The sequence below is a fragment of the Streptomyces sp. NPDC090088 genome (assembly GCF_044747345.1).
Taxonomy (GTDB): domain Bacteria; phylum Actinomycetota; class Actinomycetes; order Streptomycetales; family Streptomycetaceae; genus Streptomyces.
The window spans coordinates 528002-541839 of sequence record NZ_JBIVDZ010000008.1; the positions used below are offsets into that span (position 1 = coordinate 528002).

General features: G+C 71.5%; 11 protein-coding genes and 1 riboswitch. Of the genes, 5 read left to right on the forward strand and 6 right to left on the reverse strand.

What is annotated here, in order from left to right; all coding sequences use genetic code 11:
* Positions 1-2: 2 nt before the first annotated feature.
* The gene (locus tag ACIPSJ_RS36275; protein WP_401352295.1) at positions 3-2849 is read right to left on the reverse strand and encodes a GNAT family N-acetyltransferase; all 2847 of its coding nucleotides are present in this window, start codon (positions 2847-2849) and stop codon (positions 3-5) included.
* A 177-nt stretch (positions 2850-3026) separates the two neighbouring features.
* On the opposite strand from ACIPSJ_RS36275, the gene ACIPSJ_RS36280 reads away from it, so the two are divergent.
* Positions 3027-3308 (forward strand): HPr family phosphocarrier protein, encoded by a 282-nt coding sequence (locus ACIPSJ_RS36280; protein WP_073492738.1) that lies wholly within the window; start codon positions 3027-3029, stop codon positions 3306-3308.
* Positions 3309-3578: 270 nt separating this feature from the next.
* Here ACIPSJ_RS36280 and ACIPSJ_RS36285 read toward each other — a convergent pair whose 3' ends face one another.
* The 4 genes from ACIPSJ_RS36285 to ACIPSJ_RS36300 form a co-directional block, all read right to left on the reverse strand.
* A complete protein-coding gene (locus tag ACIPSJ_RS36285) occupies positions 3579-4274 on the reverse strand; it encodes a GntR family transcriptional regulator (RefSeq protein WP_401352298.1) in 696 nt (231 codons plus the stop codon).
* A 197-nt stretch (positions 4275-4471) separates the two neighbouring features.
* Positions 4472-5227, reverse strand: coding sequence for a M23 family metallopeptidase (locus ACIPSJ_RS36290; protein WP_359210823.1), 756 nt, complete (start codon positions 5225-5227; stop codon positions 4472-4474).
* A 12-nt stretch (positions 5228-5239) separates the two neighbouring features.
* Positions 5240-5403: riboswitch (cyclic di-AMP (ydaO/yuaA leader) on the reverse strand.
* 202 nt (positions 5404-5605) lie between these two features.
* Positions 5606-6994 carry a M16 family metallopeptidase gene (locus ACIPSJ_RS36295; RefSeq protein ID WP_401352301.1) on the reverse strand — a complete coding sequence of 463 codons (1389 nt, stop codon included), beginning with the start codon at positions 6992-6994 and terminating at the stop codon, positions 5606-5608.
* On the reverse strand, positions 6991-8394 hold the full coding sequence (locus ACIPSJ_RS36300) for a pitrilysin family protein (RefSeq protein ID WP_359210817.1): 1404 nt from the start codon (positions 8392-8394) through the stop codon (positions 6991-6993). The genes ACIPSJ_RS36295 and ACIPSJ_RS36300 overlap by 4 nt, the downstream gene beginning before the upstream one ends.
* A 266-nt stretch (positions 8395-8660) precedes the next feature.
* Here ACIPSJ_RS36300 and ACIPSJ_RS36305 point away from each other — a divergent pair, with 266 nt between their 5' ends.
* Entirely contained in the window at positions 8661-11117 is a 2457-nt protein-coding gene (locus ACIPSJ_RS36305) for a DNA topoisomerase IV subunit A (RefSeq protein ID WP_359211098.1), read from the forward strand.
* Here ACIPSJ_RS36305 and ACIPSJ_RS36310 read toward each other — a convergent pair.
* Positions 11114-12190, reverse strand: coding sequence for a CobW family GTP-binding protein (locus ACIPSJ_RS36310; protein WP_401352306.1), 1077 nt, complete (start codon positions 12188-12190; stop codon positions 11114-11116). The two genes, ACIPSJ_RS36305 and ACIPSJ_RS36310, sit on opposite strands and share 4 nt — an antisense overlap.
* A 362-nt stretch (positions 12191-12552) precedes the next feature.
* Here ACIPSJ_RS36310 and ACIPSJ_RS36315 point away from each other — a divergent pair, with 362 nt between their 5' ends.
* The 3 genes from ACIPSJ_RS36315 to ACIPSJ_RS36325 all read left to right on the forward strand — a co-directional run bounded on the left by ACIPSJ_RS36315 (position 12553) and on the right by ACIPSJ_RS36325 (position 13812).
* Positions 12553-13047, forward strand: coding sequence for a DUF6082 family protein (locus ACIPSJ_RS36315; RefSeq protein WP_401352314.1), 495 nt, complete (start codon positions 12553-12555; stop codon positions 13045-13047).
* 98 nt (positions 13048-13145) lie between these two features.
* On the forward strand, positions 13146-13382 hold the full coding sequence (locus ACIPSJ_RS36320) for a hypothetical protein (protein WP_359210808.1): 237 nt from the start codon (positions 13146-13148) through the stop codon (positions 13380-13382).
* 184 nt (positions 13383-13566) lie between these two features.
* Positions 13567-13812, forward strand: coding sequence for a hypothetical protein (locus ACIPSJ_RS36325; RefSeq protein ID WP_355709920.1), 246 nt, complete (start codon positions 13567-13569; stop codon positions 13810-13812).
* Positions 13813-13838: the final 26 nt, after the last annotated feature.

Sequence of the window (13838 nt, forward strand, 5' to 3'; positions counted from 1 at the left end):
GCTCAGTACGCGGGCAGGGTGCGCGGGCCGAGATCGTCGCGGGCGGGCGGGGGTGCGAGGCGGACGGTGGCGCCGAGGACGCTGAGGCCGTGCCGGGCGACCACGACGGGTTCCAGGGTGACCGCGACCACCTCGGGGTGGTCGTCGACCAGCCGGGACACCCTGAGCAGCAGCTCCTCCAGGGCGGGCGTGTCGACCGGGGTCGAGCCGCGCCAGCCGAACAGCAGGGGGGCGGTCCGGATCGACCGCACCAGCGAGGTCGCGTCCCGGTCGGTGACCGGAACCAGCCGGTGCGCCATGTCCCCCAGCAGCTGGGACGCGGCCCCCGCGAGCCCGAACGACAGTACGGCCCCGGCAGCGGGGTCGATCACGGCCCGTACGACGGTGTCGACGCCCCGGGGCGCCATCCGCTGCACCACCGGGCGCAGCTCCTCCGGCGGCCCGAACAGCTCGGTCAACTCGGCGTACGCCCGGCGCAGTTGCTCCTCGTCCGCGAGGTCCAGCCGCACCCCGCCGAGGTCCGCGCGGTGGCGGAGGTGCGGGGCGGTGGCCTTGAGCGCGACGGGGTAGCCCAGCTCGCGGGCGGCCCCGGCGGCGGCCTCGGGGGTGGGGGCGGGCAGGGCGCGGTGCACGTCGATGCCGTACCCGCCGAGCAGCGCGCAGGTCTCCTCGACGCCGAGGGTGAGCCCCTCGCCGCGCTCCAGCAGCGCCCCGATCAGTGCGGCGGTCCCCTTCTCGTCGATGTCCTCGTACTCGGGCACCTTTCCGGGCTCGGCGGCCTCCCGCCGCCACTGCGCGTACTTCACGGCCTCGGCGAGGGCGCGTACGGCGCGCTCGGCGGCGGGGTAGGCGGGGATGAGGCGGGAGCAGGGGTGGGGGGTGGCGGGCGGCGTCCTGTCGGCTGCGGTTTCCCCGGTGGGCGCGCGTTCCGCGGGACGCTGGAGGTCCCCCCGCTCAGGGGGAGCAGAAGCCCGGGGCGCGGTGCGGCCCGCGGCCGACAACGCCTCCGCGAGCCCACCGAGCTCCACGTGCACCACGAGGACCGGCTTGCCCGGAACGCCCTCGGCCGCCGAGCGCAGCGCCTCCGCCAGCTCCGCGTCCCCGACCGTCCCCTCCCCGATCGTCGGGATGGCGGTCACCACGACCGCGTCGCACGAGTCGTCCGCCAGCGCTCCGGCGAGCGCCCGGTGGAAGTCCGCCGCCGTCGCCCCGGTCGTCAGGTCGAGCGGCCGCGCGGGGCGGAGCCCCTCGGCCAGGCACCGGTCGTAGGTGAGCAGCCCCAGCGACTCCGAGTTCCCGACGATCGCCACCCGGGGCCCGGCCGGCAGCGGCTGGCGCGCGAGCAGCAGCCCCGCGTCGACCAGTTCCGTGATCGTGTCGACGCGGATCACCCCGGCCTGCCTCAGCAGCGCGGACACCGTGGCGTGCGGCAGCCGGGTCGCCCGTACCGCGTGCCCCTGCGGGGCGGATCCGGCCCCCTGCACCACGACCAGCGGCTTCGCCGCCGCGGTCCGCCGCGCGAGGCGGGTGAACTTGCGCGGGTTGCCGATGGACTCCAGGTACATGAGGACGACGTCGGTGTCGGGGTCGTCGTACCAGTACTGGATGACGTCGTTGCCGGAGACGTCCGCGCGGTTGCCGGAGGAGACGAAGGTGGAGACGCCCGTGGTCCCGGTGACGCCCCCGCCGCGCCGGTGCAGCCGGGAGAGCAGGGCGATGCCGATGGCGCCGGACTGGGCGAACAGGCCGATCCGGCCGGGGCGGGGCATCTCGGGCGCGAGGGAGGCGTTCAGCCGGACGTCGTCCGCGGTGTTGATGATCCCGAAGGCGTTGGGGCCGATGATCCGCATGCCGTACGTGCGCGCGTGCCGGACGAGTTCGCGCTGGCGTGCGCGGCCGTCCTGGCCGCTCTCCGCGTATCCGGAGGCCAGCACCACCAGGCCCTGGACGCCGTGTTCGCCGCAGTCGGTGACGACACCGGGGACGTGCTCGGCGGGGACGGCGACCACGGCGAGGTCGACCGGTCCTTCGATGTCCCGCACGGAGCGGTGCGCGGGCACCCCGTCGACCTCCTTGAGGTCGTCCGGGAAGGCCTGGTTCACGGCGTGCAGGCGGCCGGTGAAGCCGGCGTCCCGGAGGTTGCCGAGGACGCTGCGGCCGACCCCGCCGGGTGCGCGGCCGACGCCGATCACCGCCACGGAGCCGGGTGCCAGCAGCCGTCGTACCGAACGGGCCTCCGCGCGCTGCTCGCGCGCCCGCTGGACGGCGACGGAGCGGTCCGTGGGCTCCAGGTCGAACTCCAGGCGGACGACACCGTCCTCGAAGCTGCGCTGCTGGGTGTAGCCGGCGTCCGTGAACACCTTGATCATCTTGGAGTTGGCGGGCAGCACCTCGGCCGCGAACCGGCGGATGCCGCGCTCGCGCGCGACGGCGGCGATGTGCTCCAGGAGGGCGGAGGCGACCCCGCGGCCCTGGTGGGCGTCCTGGACGAGGAAGGCGACCTCGGCCTCGTCGGCGGGGGCCGAGGCGGGCATTCCGTCGGTGCCAATGCGGTCATAGCGTACGGTTGCGATGAACTCGCCGCCGATGGTGGCCGCGAGTCCCACCCTGTCCACAAAGTCGTGGTGCGTGAAGCGGTGGACGTCCTTGGCGGAGAGCCTGGGGTACGGCGCGAAGAAGCGGTAGTACTTCGACTCGTCCGAGACCTGCTCGTAGAAGCTGACCAGCCGGTCGGCGTCGTCGACGGTGATGGGCCGGATGCGCGCGGTGCCGCCGTCGCGCAGTACCACGTCCGCTTCCCAGTGGGACGGGTACTCGTGCCGGTCCTGCGGGTCCGCCGGGGTCTGCATGGGCCCCAGAGTACGGCTCGCGTACGACAACGGCGCGAGGCAGTCTGTGCAGGACGGAAGTCGGACCGAGGCCGCGGTCCGACGACACACCCGGAGGGGGCCCATGCCCGCTCCGGGGATGCTTCACGATATGGGAAACTGGTCTAGACAACCCTGAAAACCGAAGGGCAGCATCACATGGCTGAGCGCCGCGTCAACGTCGGCTGGGCCGAGGGCCTCCACGCCCGCCCCGCTTCCATCTTCGTCCGAGCCGCCACGGCCGCAGGCGTCCCGGTGACGATCGCCAAGGCCGGGGGCAACCCCGTCAACGCGGCCTCCATGCTGGCCGTCCTGGGCCTGGGCGCCCAGGGCGGCGAGGAGATCGTGCTCGCCTCCGAGGCCGAGGGCGCGGACGCCGCCCTCGACCGCCTGGCCAAGCTGGTCGCCGAGGGTCTCGAGGAGCTCCCCGAGACCGTCTGAGCGCCGTAGCGCCCGCACGGCCGAGGCCGCGCCACCCCTGCGGGGGCGGCGCGGCCTCGTCGTCTCCGCGCCGGCCCCGGCATGTGCCGGGAATTCATGACAGCCGCCCGTGACTTTACGACGGGTCCGCACGGGTTCATTCGGGAGCCTGCCCTCAGCCATTTCGACGGGCACGCCGACGACACGCCACCGGAATTCCCGGAGCGTGTGAATTCGGGCAGCGGAAATACACCTCCACCGAATAACACCTCTTTGTATACGGCGCGCGTGTTAATGCCGCAGGCCCGACATGTTTACGGAGTGTTGCGAAGTCCTCACACCGTTCGCCCGTTCGGTGCCGCCGGAAAAGCGCAGCCGGTGCGCGGCCGCCGAGCGCTCGGTGTGCAGCGCGGTGATCGCCCGCGCGCGCTCGCCGTCGCCGCGGGTGACCGCGTCCACGATGGCGCCGTGCTCGGCCCACGACTCGACCGGGTTGGCGGGCGCGTCGACGGCGTACATCCAGGCGATCTTGTGCCGCAGCTGGGTGAGGGTCGAGGTCAGGGCGTGGCTGCCGGTGGCCTGGGCGAGCGTCTCGTGGAACCAGCCGCCCAGCGAGCGCAGGTCCTCGCTGCTGCCCCGGCGGGCCCGTTCCTGGCCCAGCCTGACGAGTCCGCGCAACACCTTCAGGTGGGCCTCGGTGCGGCGCTGGGCGGCCCGGGAGGCGCCCAGCGGCTCCAGCAGCAGGCGCATCTCCAGCAGGTCGGCGGCCTCCTGCTCGCTCGGTTCGGCGACGCACGCGCCCGCGTGCCGGCGCGTGACCACGAAGCCCTCGGCCTCCAGCGTGCGCAGGGCCTCGCGGACGGGGACGCGCGAGACGCCGTAGCGGCGGGCCAGGAGTTCCTCGGTGAGCCGGCTGCCGCGCTCGTAGACACCCGCGACGATGTCGTCCCGGATCGCCGTGCATACCGAGTGCGCCGGAATACGCATGACCGACCTCCGCCTTAATCCCCGTGAAACGCCGCCGAGTGGCGCCCGTTCCGTGACTCTATTGCAATGAGCGGGAATTTCCGACGGGGGGCCGGATTCCATGGATATATTTTGGACAGCAAGGGCGCGAAAACGGCGAAAGCCCCGGCTCGGGAGCCGGGGCTTCGGAAGATCTCGCGGTGCTCACACCGTCCGCGTCAGACGTTCACGCCGTGCTTGCGGAGGTAGGCGACCGGATCGACGTCCGAGCCGTACTCGGGGGTCGTGCGGGCCTCGAAGTGGAGGTGCGGGCCGGTCGTGTTGCCCGTGGACCCGGAGAGGCCGATCTGCTGGCCCGGGGTGACCTGCTGGCCCACCGAGACGCCTATGGACGACAGGTGGCCGTACTGGGTGTACATGCCGTCGGCCATCTTGATGACGATCTGGTTGCCGTAGGCCCCGCCCCAGCCGGTGGAGACGACCGTGCCGGTGCCGACGGCGTGCACGACCGTGCCACTGGCCGCGTGGAAGTCGATGCCGGTGTGGGCGCCCGAGGACCACAGGGAGCCGCCGGTCTTGTAGCCGGTGGAGACGTACGAGTCGGAGATCGGCGCGACGAAGGCGTTGAGGCGCTTGCGCTCGGCCTCCCGCGCGGCGCGCGCCTTGGCCGCGCGCTCCTTCTTCACCTCCGCGACGGCCTTCTTGCGCGCGGCCTCCTCGGCGGCCTTGCGGTCGGCGGCGGCCTGCTGCGCGGCGGCCTGGGCGTCGATCTGGTCGGCGACCGTGTCGCTGACCGTGATGACCGGGGTGAGGCCGGTCTGCTCGACGGAGTTCTCGGCGGCGAGCGCCGGGGCTGCGGAGACGGTGCCGAGGACACCCGTGGTGGTGAGAGCCGCGATACCGGCGGCCTGCGCGGTGGTGCGCTTCACCCGGCCGGGACGACGGTGCTTCCCGGAGGCGCACATGAACGCCATGTAGAGGCTGGTCCTTTCCTTCCCTCTCGCCTACCGGGTTAGCTGACGGGTTCGGAGCAGGAAGGTCTCCTACGGGCCCCCTCGCGGCTCGCGCGGGCGCCCGATTCACCCCAGGGACGACGTGGGTCCCCGGCTCCCCTGGCTCGCGCCGTACGGGGACTCGGCGATGGCTGTCCGGTGCCGCGGACGCGGCGCACTGCCTGACGGACAGCCCGGAAGAACCTATGAGGGCAGGCTTTCAATGCCCAAACGGATCACGGTTTTTGTAGCGCATCCCACAGGGCAGACAGGCAACCTCCGCCCCAATTCGGACATTTAAGGGCCCTGGTGACACCACGGTCACCAGGGCCCTCGCACGCGCGCGTGTCCGCCGTCCGGCTACTCGGCGGCGACGACCGTGACGGTCCCGATCCCGAGGGCCTCGACGGGCTCCTTGATCTGCGCCGCGTCACCGACGAGGACGGTCACCAGACGGTCCACCGGGAAGGCGTTCACGACGGCCGCGGTGGCCTCCACGGTGCCGGTGGCGGCCAGTTGCCGGTAGAGCGTGGCCTGGAAGTCGTCGGGCAGGTGCTGCTCGACCTGGTCGGCCAGGGTGCCCGCGACGGCCGCCGCCGTCTCGTACTTGAGCGGCGCCACGCCGACGAGGTTCTGCACGGCCACATCGCGCTCGGCGTCCGTGAGGCCCTCGGCGGCGAGAGTGCGCAGCACCGTCCACAGGTCCTGGAGGGCGGGACCGGTGTTCGGGGTGTCCACGGAGCCGCTGATGGCGAGCATCGAGGCGCCGGTGCCGTCGGGGGCGGAGCGCAGGACCTGGCCGAAGGAGCGGACTCCGTAGGTGTAGCCCTTCTCCTCACGCAGGACGCGGTCCAGGCGCGAGGTGAGGGTGCCGCCCAGGCAGTAGGTGCCGAGCACCTGGGCGGGCCAGACCCGGTCGTGCCGGTCGGGGCCGACGCGGCCGATGAGCAGCTGCGTCTGGACGGCGCCGGGGCGATCCACGATGACGACCCGGCCGTTGTCGTCGGCGGTGACCGGCGGCACGGGGCGGGGCTGCCCGGTGGAGCCGCTCCAGGCGCCCAGGGTCTCGCCGAGCAGCTCGTCCAGGTCGATGCCGGTGAGGTCGCCGACGACGACCGCGGTAGCGGTGGCGGGCCGCACATGACGGTCGTAGAACGCGCGGACGGCGGCCGCGTCGATCTTCTCGACGGTGTCCTCGGTGCCCTGGCGCGGACGGGACATCCGCGCGGTCGACGGGAAGAGCTCCTTGTAGAGCTCCTTGGCGGCGCGGCGGCTGGGGTTGGCCAGCTCGTGCGGGATCTCGTCGAGGCGGTTGCGGACCAGCCGCTCGACCTCGCTGTCGGCGAAGGCGGGCGCCCTGAGGGCGTCGGAGAGCAGCCCGAGGCCCTTGGCGAGGCGGGAGGCCGGGACCTCCAGGCTGATCCGGACGCCGGAGTGGTCGGCGTGCGCGTCGAGGGTGGCGCCGGCCCGCTCCAGCTCGGCGGCGTACTCCTCGGCCGAGTGCTTGTCGGTGCCCTCGGAGAAGGCGCGCGCCATGATCGTGGCCACGCCGTCCAGGCTGGCCGGTTCGGCGTCCAGGGGCGCGTCCAGGAGCACCTCGACGGCGACGACCTGCTGGCCGGGGCGGTGGCAACGCAGCACGGTCAGGGCGTTGTCCAGGGTGCCGCGCTCGGGGGCCGGGAAGGCCCAGGGCCTGGCCTCGCCCGGCTGGGGCTGCGGGTGGAAGTCCATGCTGGCGAGCTCGGTCACTTGGCCGTCTCCTCGTTCTCGTTGCCGGCCGCTACGGTCGCTTCCTGCTCCGGGTCCTCGCCGCGCCCCGCCTCCTCGGTGTGCTCCGCGGACTCCTCGGACAGCGGCTCGTAGACGAGCACCGCGCGGTTGTCGGGGCGCAGGCGGGCCTTGGCGACCTCCTGGACCTCCTCGGGGGTGACCGTCAGGACGCGCTGGACGGCGGTCAGGGCGAGCTGCGGGTCGCCGAACAGGACGGCGAACCGGCACAGTTCGTCCGCGCGGCCCGCGACGGTGCCCAGCCGGTCCAGCCACTCACGCTCCAACTGGGCCTGGGCGCGCTCCATCTCCTCGGGCGTGGGGCCCTCCGCGGCGAACCGGGCGAGCTCCTCGTCGATGGCGGTCTCGATGACCGGCACCTCGACGTCACCGGAGGTCTTCACGTCCAGCCAGCCCAGGGAGGGCGCCCCGGCGAGCCGCAGCAGGCCGAACCCGGCCGCGACGGCCGTACGGTCGCGCCGGACCAGGCGGTTGTACAGGCGGGAGGACTCGCCGCCGCCGAGGACGGTGAGAGCCAGGTCGGCCGCGTCGGACGCGCGCGTGCCGTCCTCCGGGAGCCGGTAGGCGGCCATCAGCGCCCGCGAGGGGACCTCCTCCACGACGACCTCGCGCAGCTCCTCGCCCATGGTCTCGGGCAGCGAGCCGTCGCGCGGGGTGGGCTTGCCGTCGTGCGCCGGGATGGAGCCGAAGTACCTCTCGACCCAGGCGAGCGTCTGCTGCGGGTCGATGTCGCCGACGACCGACAGAACGGCGTTGTTGGGCGCGTAGTAGGTGCGGAAGAACGCGCGGGCGTCCTCCAGGGTGGCCGCGTCCAGGTCGGCCATCGAGCCGATCGGCGTGTGGTGGTAGGGGTGGCCCTCCGGGTAGGCGAGGGCGGTCAGCTTCTCGAAGGCCGTGCCGTAGGGCACGTTGTCGTACCGCTGGCGGCGCTCGTTCTTGACGACGTCGCGCTGGTTCTCCATCGACTCGTCGTCCAGGGCGGCGAGCAGGGAGCCCATCCGGTCGGCCTCCAGCCAGAGGGCGAGCTCCAGCTGGTGGGCGGGCATGGTCTCGAAGTAGTTGGTGCGCTCGAAGCTCGTGGTGCCGTTGAGCGAACCGCCGGCGCCCTGGACGAGCTCGAAGTGGCCGTTGCCCTTCACCTGGGCTGAGCCCTGGAACATCAGGTGCTCGAAAAGGTGAGCCAGGCCGGTACGGCCCTTGACTTCGTGCCGGGAACCGACGTCGTACCAGAGGCAGACCGCGGCGACCGGGGTCAGGTGGTCCTCGGAGAGCACCACGCGCAGACCGTTGGCCAAGCGGTGTTCGGTCGCTGTCAGGCCTCCGGAGCCTGCCTCGGCCGTGGTCGTGTGACCCATGGGCATGTACGTCCCTTCGCTCGCGGAAGCGGTGTAGAACCGCGGTTTTTCTGCCGGTCCTGCCACTGTATGCAAGCGTGCGGGGACCCGGCGAAGTTCCCGCACGACGTACGCCCAGAGCGGATCGCGTAGCCTGCGTCCCACCCGCTCCCGAACGCCGCCGAGGCACCGGGGCGGGCCGCGGAGACCGGGTCCTGGCCCGCGTTGTCAGTACCGCGGTCCACAATGGTCCGCGTCAGATCCGTTCACGCATGAGCAAGGAGCCGGCAGCGATGGCCCGCCGCAGCACGAAGACCCCGCCGCCCGACGACTCGTTCGAGGAGAGAATCCTCGACATCGACGTCGTGGACGAGATGCGCGGCTCCTACCTCGAGTACGCGTACTCGGTCATCTACTCGCGCGCCCTGCCGGACGCCCGCGACGGCCTCAAGCCGGTGCACCGCCGGATCGTCTACCAGATGAACGAGATGGGCGTGCGCCCCGACCGCGCCTACGTGAAGTGCGCGCGCGTGGTCGGCGAAGTGATGGGCAAGTTGCACCCGCACGGCGACGCGTCGATCTACGACGCGCTGGTGCGCATGGCGCAGCCGTTCTCGATGCGTGTCCCGCTGGTCGACGGCCACGGCAACTTCGGCTCCCTGGGCAACGACGACCCGCCGGCCGCCATGCGGTACACCGAGTGCCGGATGGCCGAGGCGACCAGCCTGATGACCGAGTCGATCGACGAGGACACGGTCGACTTCTCGCCCAACTACGACGGCCAGGAGCAGGAGCCGGTGGCGCTGCCCGCCGCCTTCCCGAACCTGCTGGTGAACGGCTCGTCGGGCATCGCGGTCGGCATGGCGACCAACATGCCGCCGCACAACCTCGGCGAGGTGATCGCCGCCGCCCGCCATCTGATCCGCTATCCGAACGCGGACCTGGACACGCTGATGAAGCACGTGCCGGGCCCCGACCTGCCCACCGGCGGCCGGATCGTCGGCCTGGAGGGCGTCCGGGACGCGTACGAGACGGGCCGCGGCACCTTCAAGATCCGGGCCACCGTGGCGGTGGAGACGGTCACGGCCCGCCGCAAGGGCCTGGTCATCACCGAACTGCCCTTCACGGTCGGCCCCGAGAAGGTCATCGGCAAGATCAAGGACCTGGTCAACGCCAAGAAGCTGCAGGGCATCGCCGACGTCAAGGACCTCACCGACCGCGAGCACGGACTGCGCCTGGTCATCGAGATCAAGAACGGCTTCGTGCCGGAGGCGGTCCTGGAGCAGCTCTACAAGCTCACGCCGATGGAGGAGTCCTTCGGCATCAACAACGTGGCCCTGGTGGACGGCCAGCCGCTCACCCTGGGCCTCAAGGAGCTCCTGGAGGTCTACCTCGACCATCGCTTCGAGGTGGTCCGCCGGCGCAGCGAGTTCCGCCGCACCAAGCGCCGCGACCGCCTCCACCTGGTCGAGGGCCTGCTCACCGCCCTGGTCGACATCGACGAGGTCATCCGTCTGATCCGCTCCAGCGAGAACAGCGCGGACGCCAAGCAGCGTCTGATGGAGCGCTTCTCGCTGTCGGACATCCAGACCCAGTACATCCTCGACACCCCCCTCCGCCGCCTCACCAAGTACGACCGCATCGAGCTGGAGTCGGAGAAGGAGAAGCTCACCGCGGAGATCGCCGAGCTGACCCGGATCCTGGAGTCGGACGCGGAGCTGCGCAAGCTGGTCTCGGCCGAACTGGCCGCGGTCGCCAAGAAGTTCGGCACCGAGCGGCGTACGGTCCTGCTGGAGGCCTCGGGCGCCGCGGCGGCCGTGGTGCCGCTCCAGGTGGCCGACGACCCGTGCCGGGTGCTGCTGTCCTCTACGGGCCTGCTGGCGCGCACGACGAACGGCGAGCCGTTCCCGGAGGACGCCGACGCCCGGCGCGCCAAGCACGACGTGATCGTCTCGGCGGTCCCCGCGACCGCGCGCGGCGAGGTGGGCGCGGTGACCTCGACGGGCCGGCTGCTGCGCATCAACGTGGTCGACCTCCCCCAGCTCCCGGACACGGCGACCGCGCCGAACCTGGCGGGCGGCGCACCCCTCTCCGAGTTCCTCTCCCTGGAGGACGGCGAGTCGGTGGTCTGCCTCACCACCCTGGACGAGTCCTCGCCCGGTCTCGCCCTCGGCACCGAGCAGGGTGTCGTCAAGCGTGTGGTCCCCGACTACCCGTCCAACAAGGACGAGCTGGAGGTCATCACGCTCAAGGAGGGCGACCGGATCGTCGGCGCGGTGGAACTGCGCACCGGCGAGGAGGACCTCGTCTTCATCACCGACGACGCGCAACTGCTGCGCTACCAGGCCTCCCAGGTGCGTCCGCAGGGCCGGCCGGCGGGCGGTATGGCCGGCGTCAAGCTCACGGACGGCGCGAAGGTCATCTCCTTCACGGCCGTGGACCCGGCGGCCGACGCGGTGGTCTTCACGGTGGCCGGCTCGCGCGGCACGCTCGACGACTCGGTCCAGACGACGGCCAAGCTGACCCCGTTCGACCAGTACCCGCGCAAGGGCCGCGCCACCGGCGGTGTCCGCTGCCAGCGCTTCCTCAAGGGCGAGGACTGCCTGTCCTTCGCCTGGGCGGGCCCGGTCCCGGCGAAGGCGGCCCAGAAGAACGGCACCCCGGCCGAACTCCCGGAGATCGACCCGCGCCGCGACGGCTCCGGCGTGTCGCTCCAGAAGACGGTGTCGGTGGTGGCGGGCCCGGTCTAGGCCTCGGTCTCCATCTCCGTCTCGGCCTCGTCGTAGCCGTCGCCCTGCACGTACCGCAGGACGCCCCACATGCCGTGCTCGTCGGCGTGTGGGGCGTCGTTCGTGCAGGCCTCCAACTCCTTGCGCAGGGCGGGCGCGTCGATGCCGGAGCCGATGAGCACGAGCTGCGTGAGCCGCTCCTCGCCCCGTCCCCAGGCCTCCGGGTAGAAGCGCAGAAACCGCCCGACGGCGTGCACGGCGTACCGGTTCCCGGTGTCGTACGGCCCGAAGTCGACGTACCCCTTGATCCGGTAGAGCCCCTCGGGCCGGCTGTCGAGGAAGGTCATCAGCCGACGGGGGTCCAGGGGCAGTTCGCAGGCGAAGGACAGGCTGTCGTACGCGGTGTGCAGATGCCCCTCGTGCCCACCGTCGGCGTCATGATCGTGCAGGTCGTCGAAGGACAGCTGGCCGATGCGTTCCTCGCCGGGGCGGCAGTCGAACAGGTACTCGGGATCGATACGGCCGTAGGTGGCCGGTACGACGGCGGCCCCGGGGTCGGCGAGCGACCGCACGAGCCCGAGCACACCGCCGCGGTCACCGGCCCGGTCGAGCTTGTTCACGACGACGAGGTCGGCGAGGGCGAGGTGCCGGTCGGTCTCGGGGTGCTTCGCGCGCGTGGCGTCGAACTCGGCGGCGTCGACGACCTCGACGAGGCCGCCGTAGACGATGCCGGGATGCTCGCTGGCGAGCAGCATCCGGACGAGTTCCTCGGGTTCGGCGAGACCGCTGGCCTCGATGACGACGACGTCGAGGCCGGCGGCCGGGTTCGCGAGCCGCTCCAGGTACACGTCCAGCTCACTGGCATCGACGGCGCAGCACAGGCACCCGTTGCCGAGCGAGACGGTCGAGTCGCCGAGGGCGCCGGCCACGGCCATCGCGTCGATCTCGATGGCCCCGAAGTCATTGACGATCGCCCCGATCCGGCTGCCCCCACCGCGGTGCAGCAGGTGGTTGAGGAGCGTGGTCTTTCCGGAGCCCAGGAATCCGGCGAGGACGACGACCGGGATCTGCCGGGGGCCGCGGTGGTGCTCCAACGGGGGGCCTTTCTGACGCGGACGCGCACACCGGCTCGCGGGCCGGCGCACCTCTGGGGATCGAATGCCACCCAAGAATACGAGCGGCGCGAACCCTCACGAAGTGAACGGTTGTTAGCCGCACGCACGGGGCAGACGTTGGACAAGGCGCCGGTTCGTGCGACCCTCGCTTCCTTCTGTGCGCCTCTTCTCCGCCTCCCCGCCGACCACATCGGCTCGGCACCCTGGGAGACGGCAAGCGCCGCCCACCGCTCGCCGGTCCCCACCAGTCGACCCGCGTCCCGACGACCGGCGGACGGCCGCCTGAATCGGGGGTTGACATGGCCACACGGAAATCTGGGACACGGGGGTGCGGTTCCGCCATGGCGGTGGGACTTGCCGCCGTCGCCGCCGCAGCCGCAACGGTCATCGCCCAGCAACGGCAGCAGAAGCGGCGCGACCGCCAACTGCGCGACGCTCAGCAGCACGTGAACCTGGCGAACCAGCAGCGCCTCCACTGGGAACTGCTGAGCAAGGCCATGGAGGATCCGGCGCTGGCCAGGGTGCTCGACGCGTACGGCGGCACCATCGCACCGGAAAAGCACCGGCAGTACCTGTTCGCCAACGCCCTGTACACCAATGCCCTGCTGGCCTACCGCATCGGCAACGTCAACCGGGCGGAACTCTTCGGGCACCTTCGCGGCACGGTACAGAACCCGATTTTCAGAGAGTACTGGGAAGCGACCCGCGCCGCCCGCGCGAGCCTTGAACAGAACTCCGTGGAGGCACAGGTGGGGCGCATGATGGACGGCCTCATCCGTGACCTGGACGAGGCGGACACCGACGAGTGGTGGGTCGTGGGCGAACCGCCCGAGTGAGCGGGCGAGTCGTCAGGCAGACGACCGACCCGGCACGTCCAGGCCGCTTATCCTTCCGTGGCCACACCGCGTCCCTGACCGCTTAGGACGGGAATACCTTGAAGATCATTCGCCGCATCGGCCCCTCCCCCCAGCAGCGCGGGAGCATGACCGGCGATACCTGCCCGGACATCTTCGAACTCAGCGACGGCCGTTTCGCCGTGATCGGGACCGACGCCACCGCGGAGCTCGAACGCGAGCTACCCGCCGACGCCGCACGAGCCGCGGACGAACGCATCGTGGTCATCAGCCGGGAGACACTGGTCCGCGCCAAGGCCGACATCCCGTCCGAATAGCATCGGCAGCGCACGGAGGCGGACACCGTTGACCGGTTTTCACTCGGTTCATTTCCGCGCGCCGGCCTCCGGACCGCCCAGGCCACAGCTAAACGCTCGCGTCAAATAATGGCGTGATCTTGTCTATGGCGTTTCGCGAGCCTTGCCCGCTAGTAACCGATTCGAGATCGCTACCGTACGCTCCGTGAGCTCACCAGACATCATCCGCCGCATCGGCGCATCCCCCCGTCAGCGCGGCAGCCTCGACGGCAGCACCTGTCCAGACATTTTTGAGCTGAGCGACGGCACGTTCGCCGTCATCGGGGCAGACAGAACCGAGGCGCTCGAGGGCAAACTCCCCTCCGACGCGGGCCGGTCGAGCGACGAGCGGATCGTGGTCATCACGCGCGAGACACTACTTCAAGCCAAGATCGACATTCCGGACGTCTGAACTCCGGCCGGACACCGCAGGACGAC

Coding starts and splice junctions, on each gene's coding strand:
- ACIPSJ_RS36275 (WP_401352295.1), bottom strand. CDS start 2,849: ATGCAGACCCCGGCGGACCCGCAGGACCGGCACGAGTACCCGTCCCAC.
- ACIPSJ_RS36280 (WP_073492738.1), top strand. CDS start 3,027: ATGGCTGAGCGCCGCGTCAACGTCGGCTGGGCCGAGGGCCTCCACGCC.
- ACIPSJ_RS36285 (WP_401352298.1), bottom strand. CDS start 4,274: ATGCGTATTCCGGCGCACTCGGTATGCACGGCGATCCGGGACGACATC.
- ACIPSJ_RS36290 (WP_359210823.1), bottom strand. CDS start 5,227: ATGGCGTTCATGTGCGCCTCCGGGAAGCACCGTCGTCCCGGCCGGGTG.
- ACIPSJ_RS36300 (WP_359210817.1), bottom strand. CDS start 8,394: ATGCCCATGGGTCACACGACCACGGCCGAGGCAGGCTCCGGAGGCCTG.
- ACIPSJ_RS36305 (WP_359211098.1), top strand. CDS start 8,661: ATGGCCCGCCGCAGCACGAAGACCCCGCCGCCCGACGACTCGTTCGAG.
- ACIPSJ_RS36315 (WP_401352314.1), top strand. CDS start 12,553: ATGGCGGTGGGACTTGCCGCCGTCGCCGCCGCAGCCGCAACGGTCATC.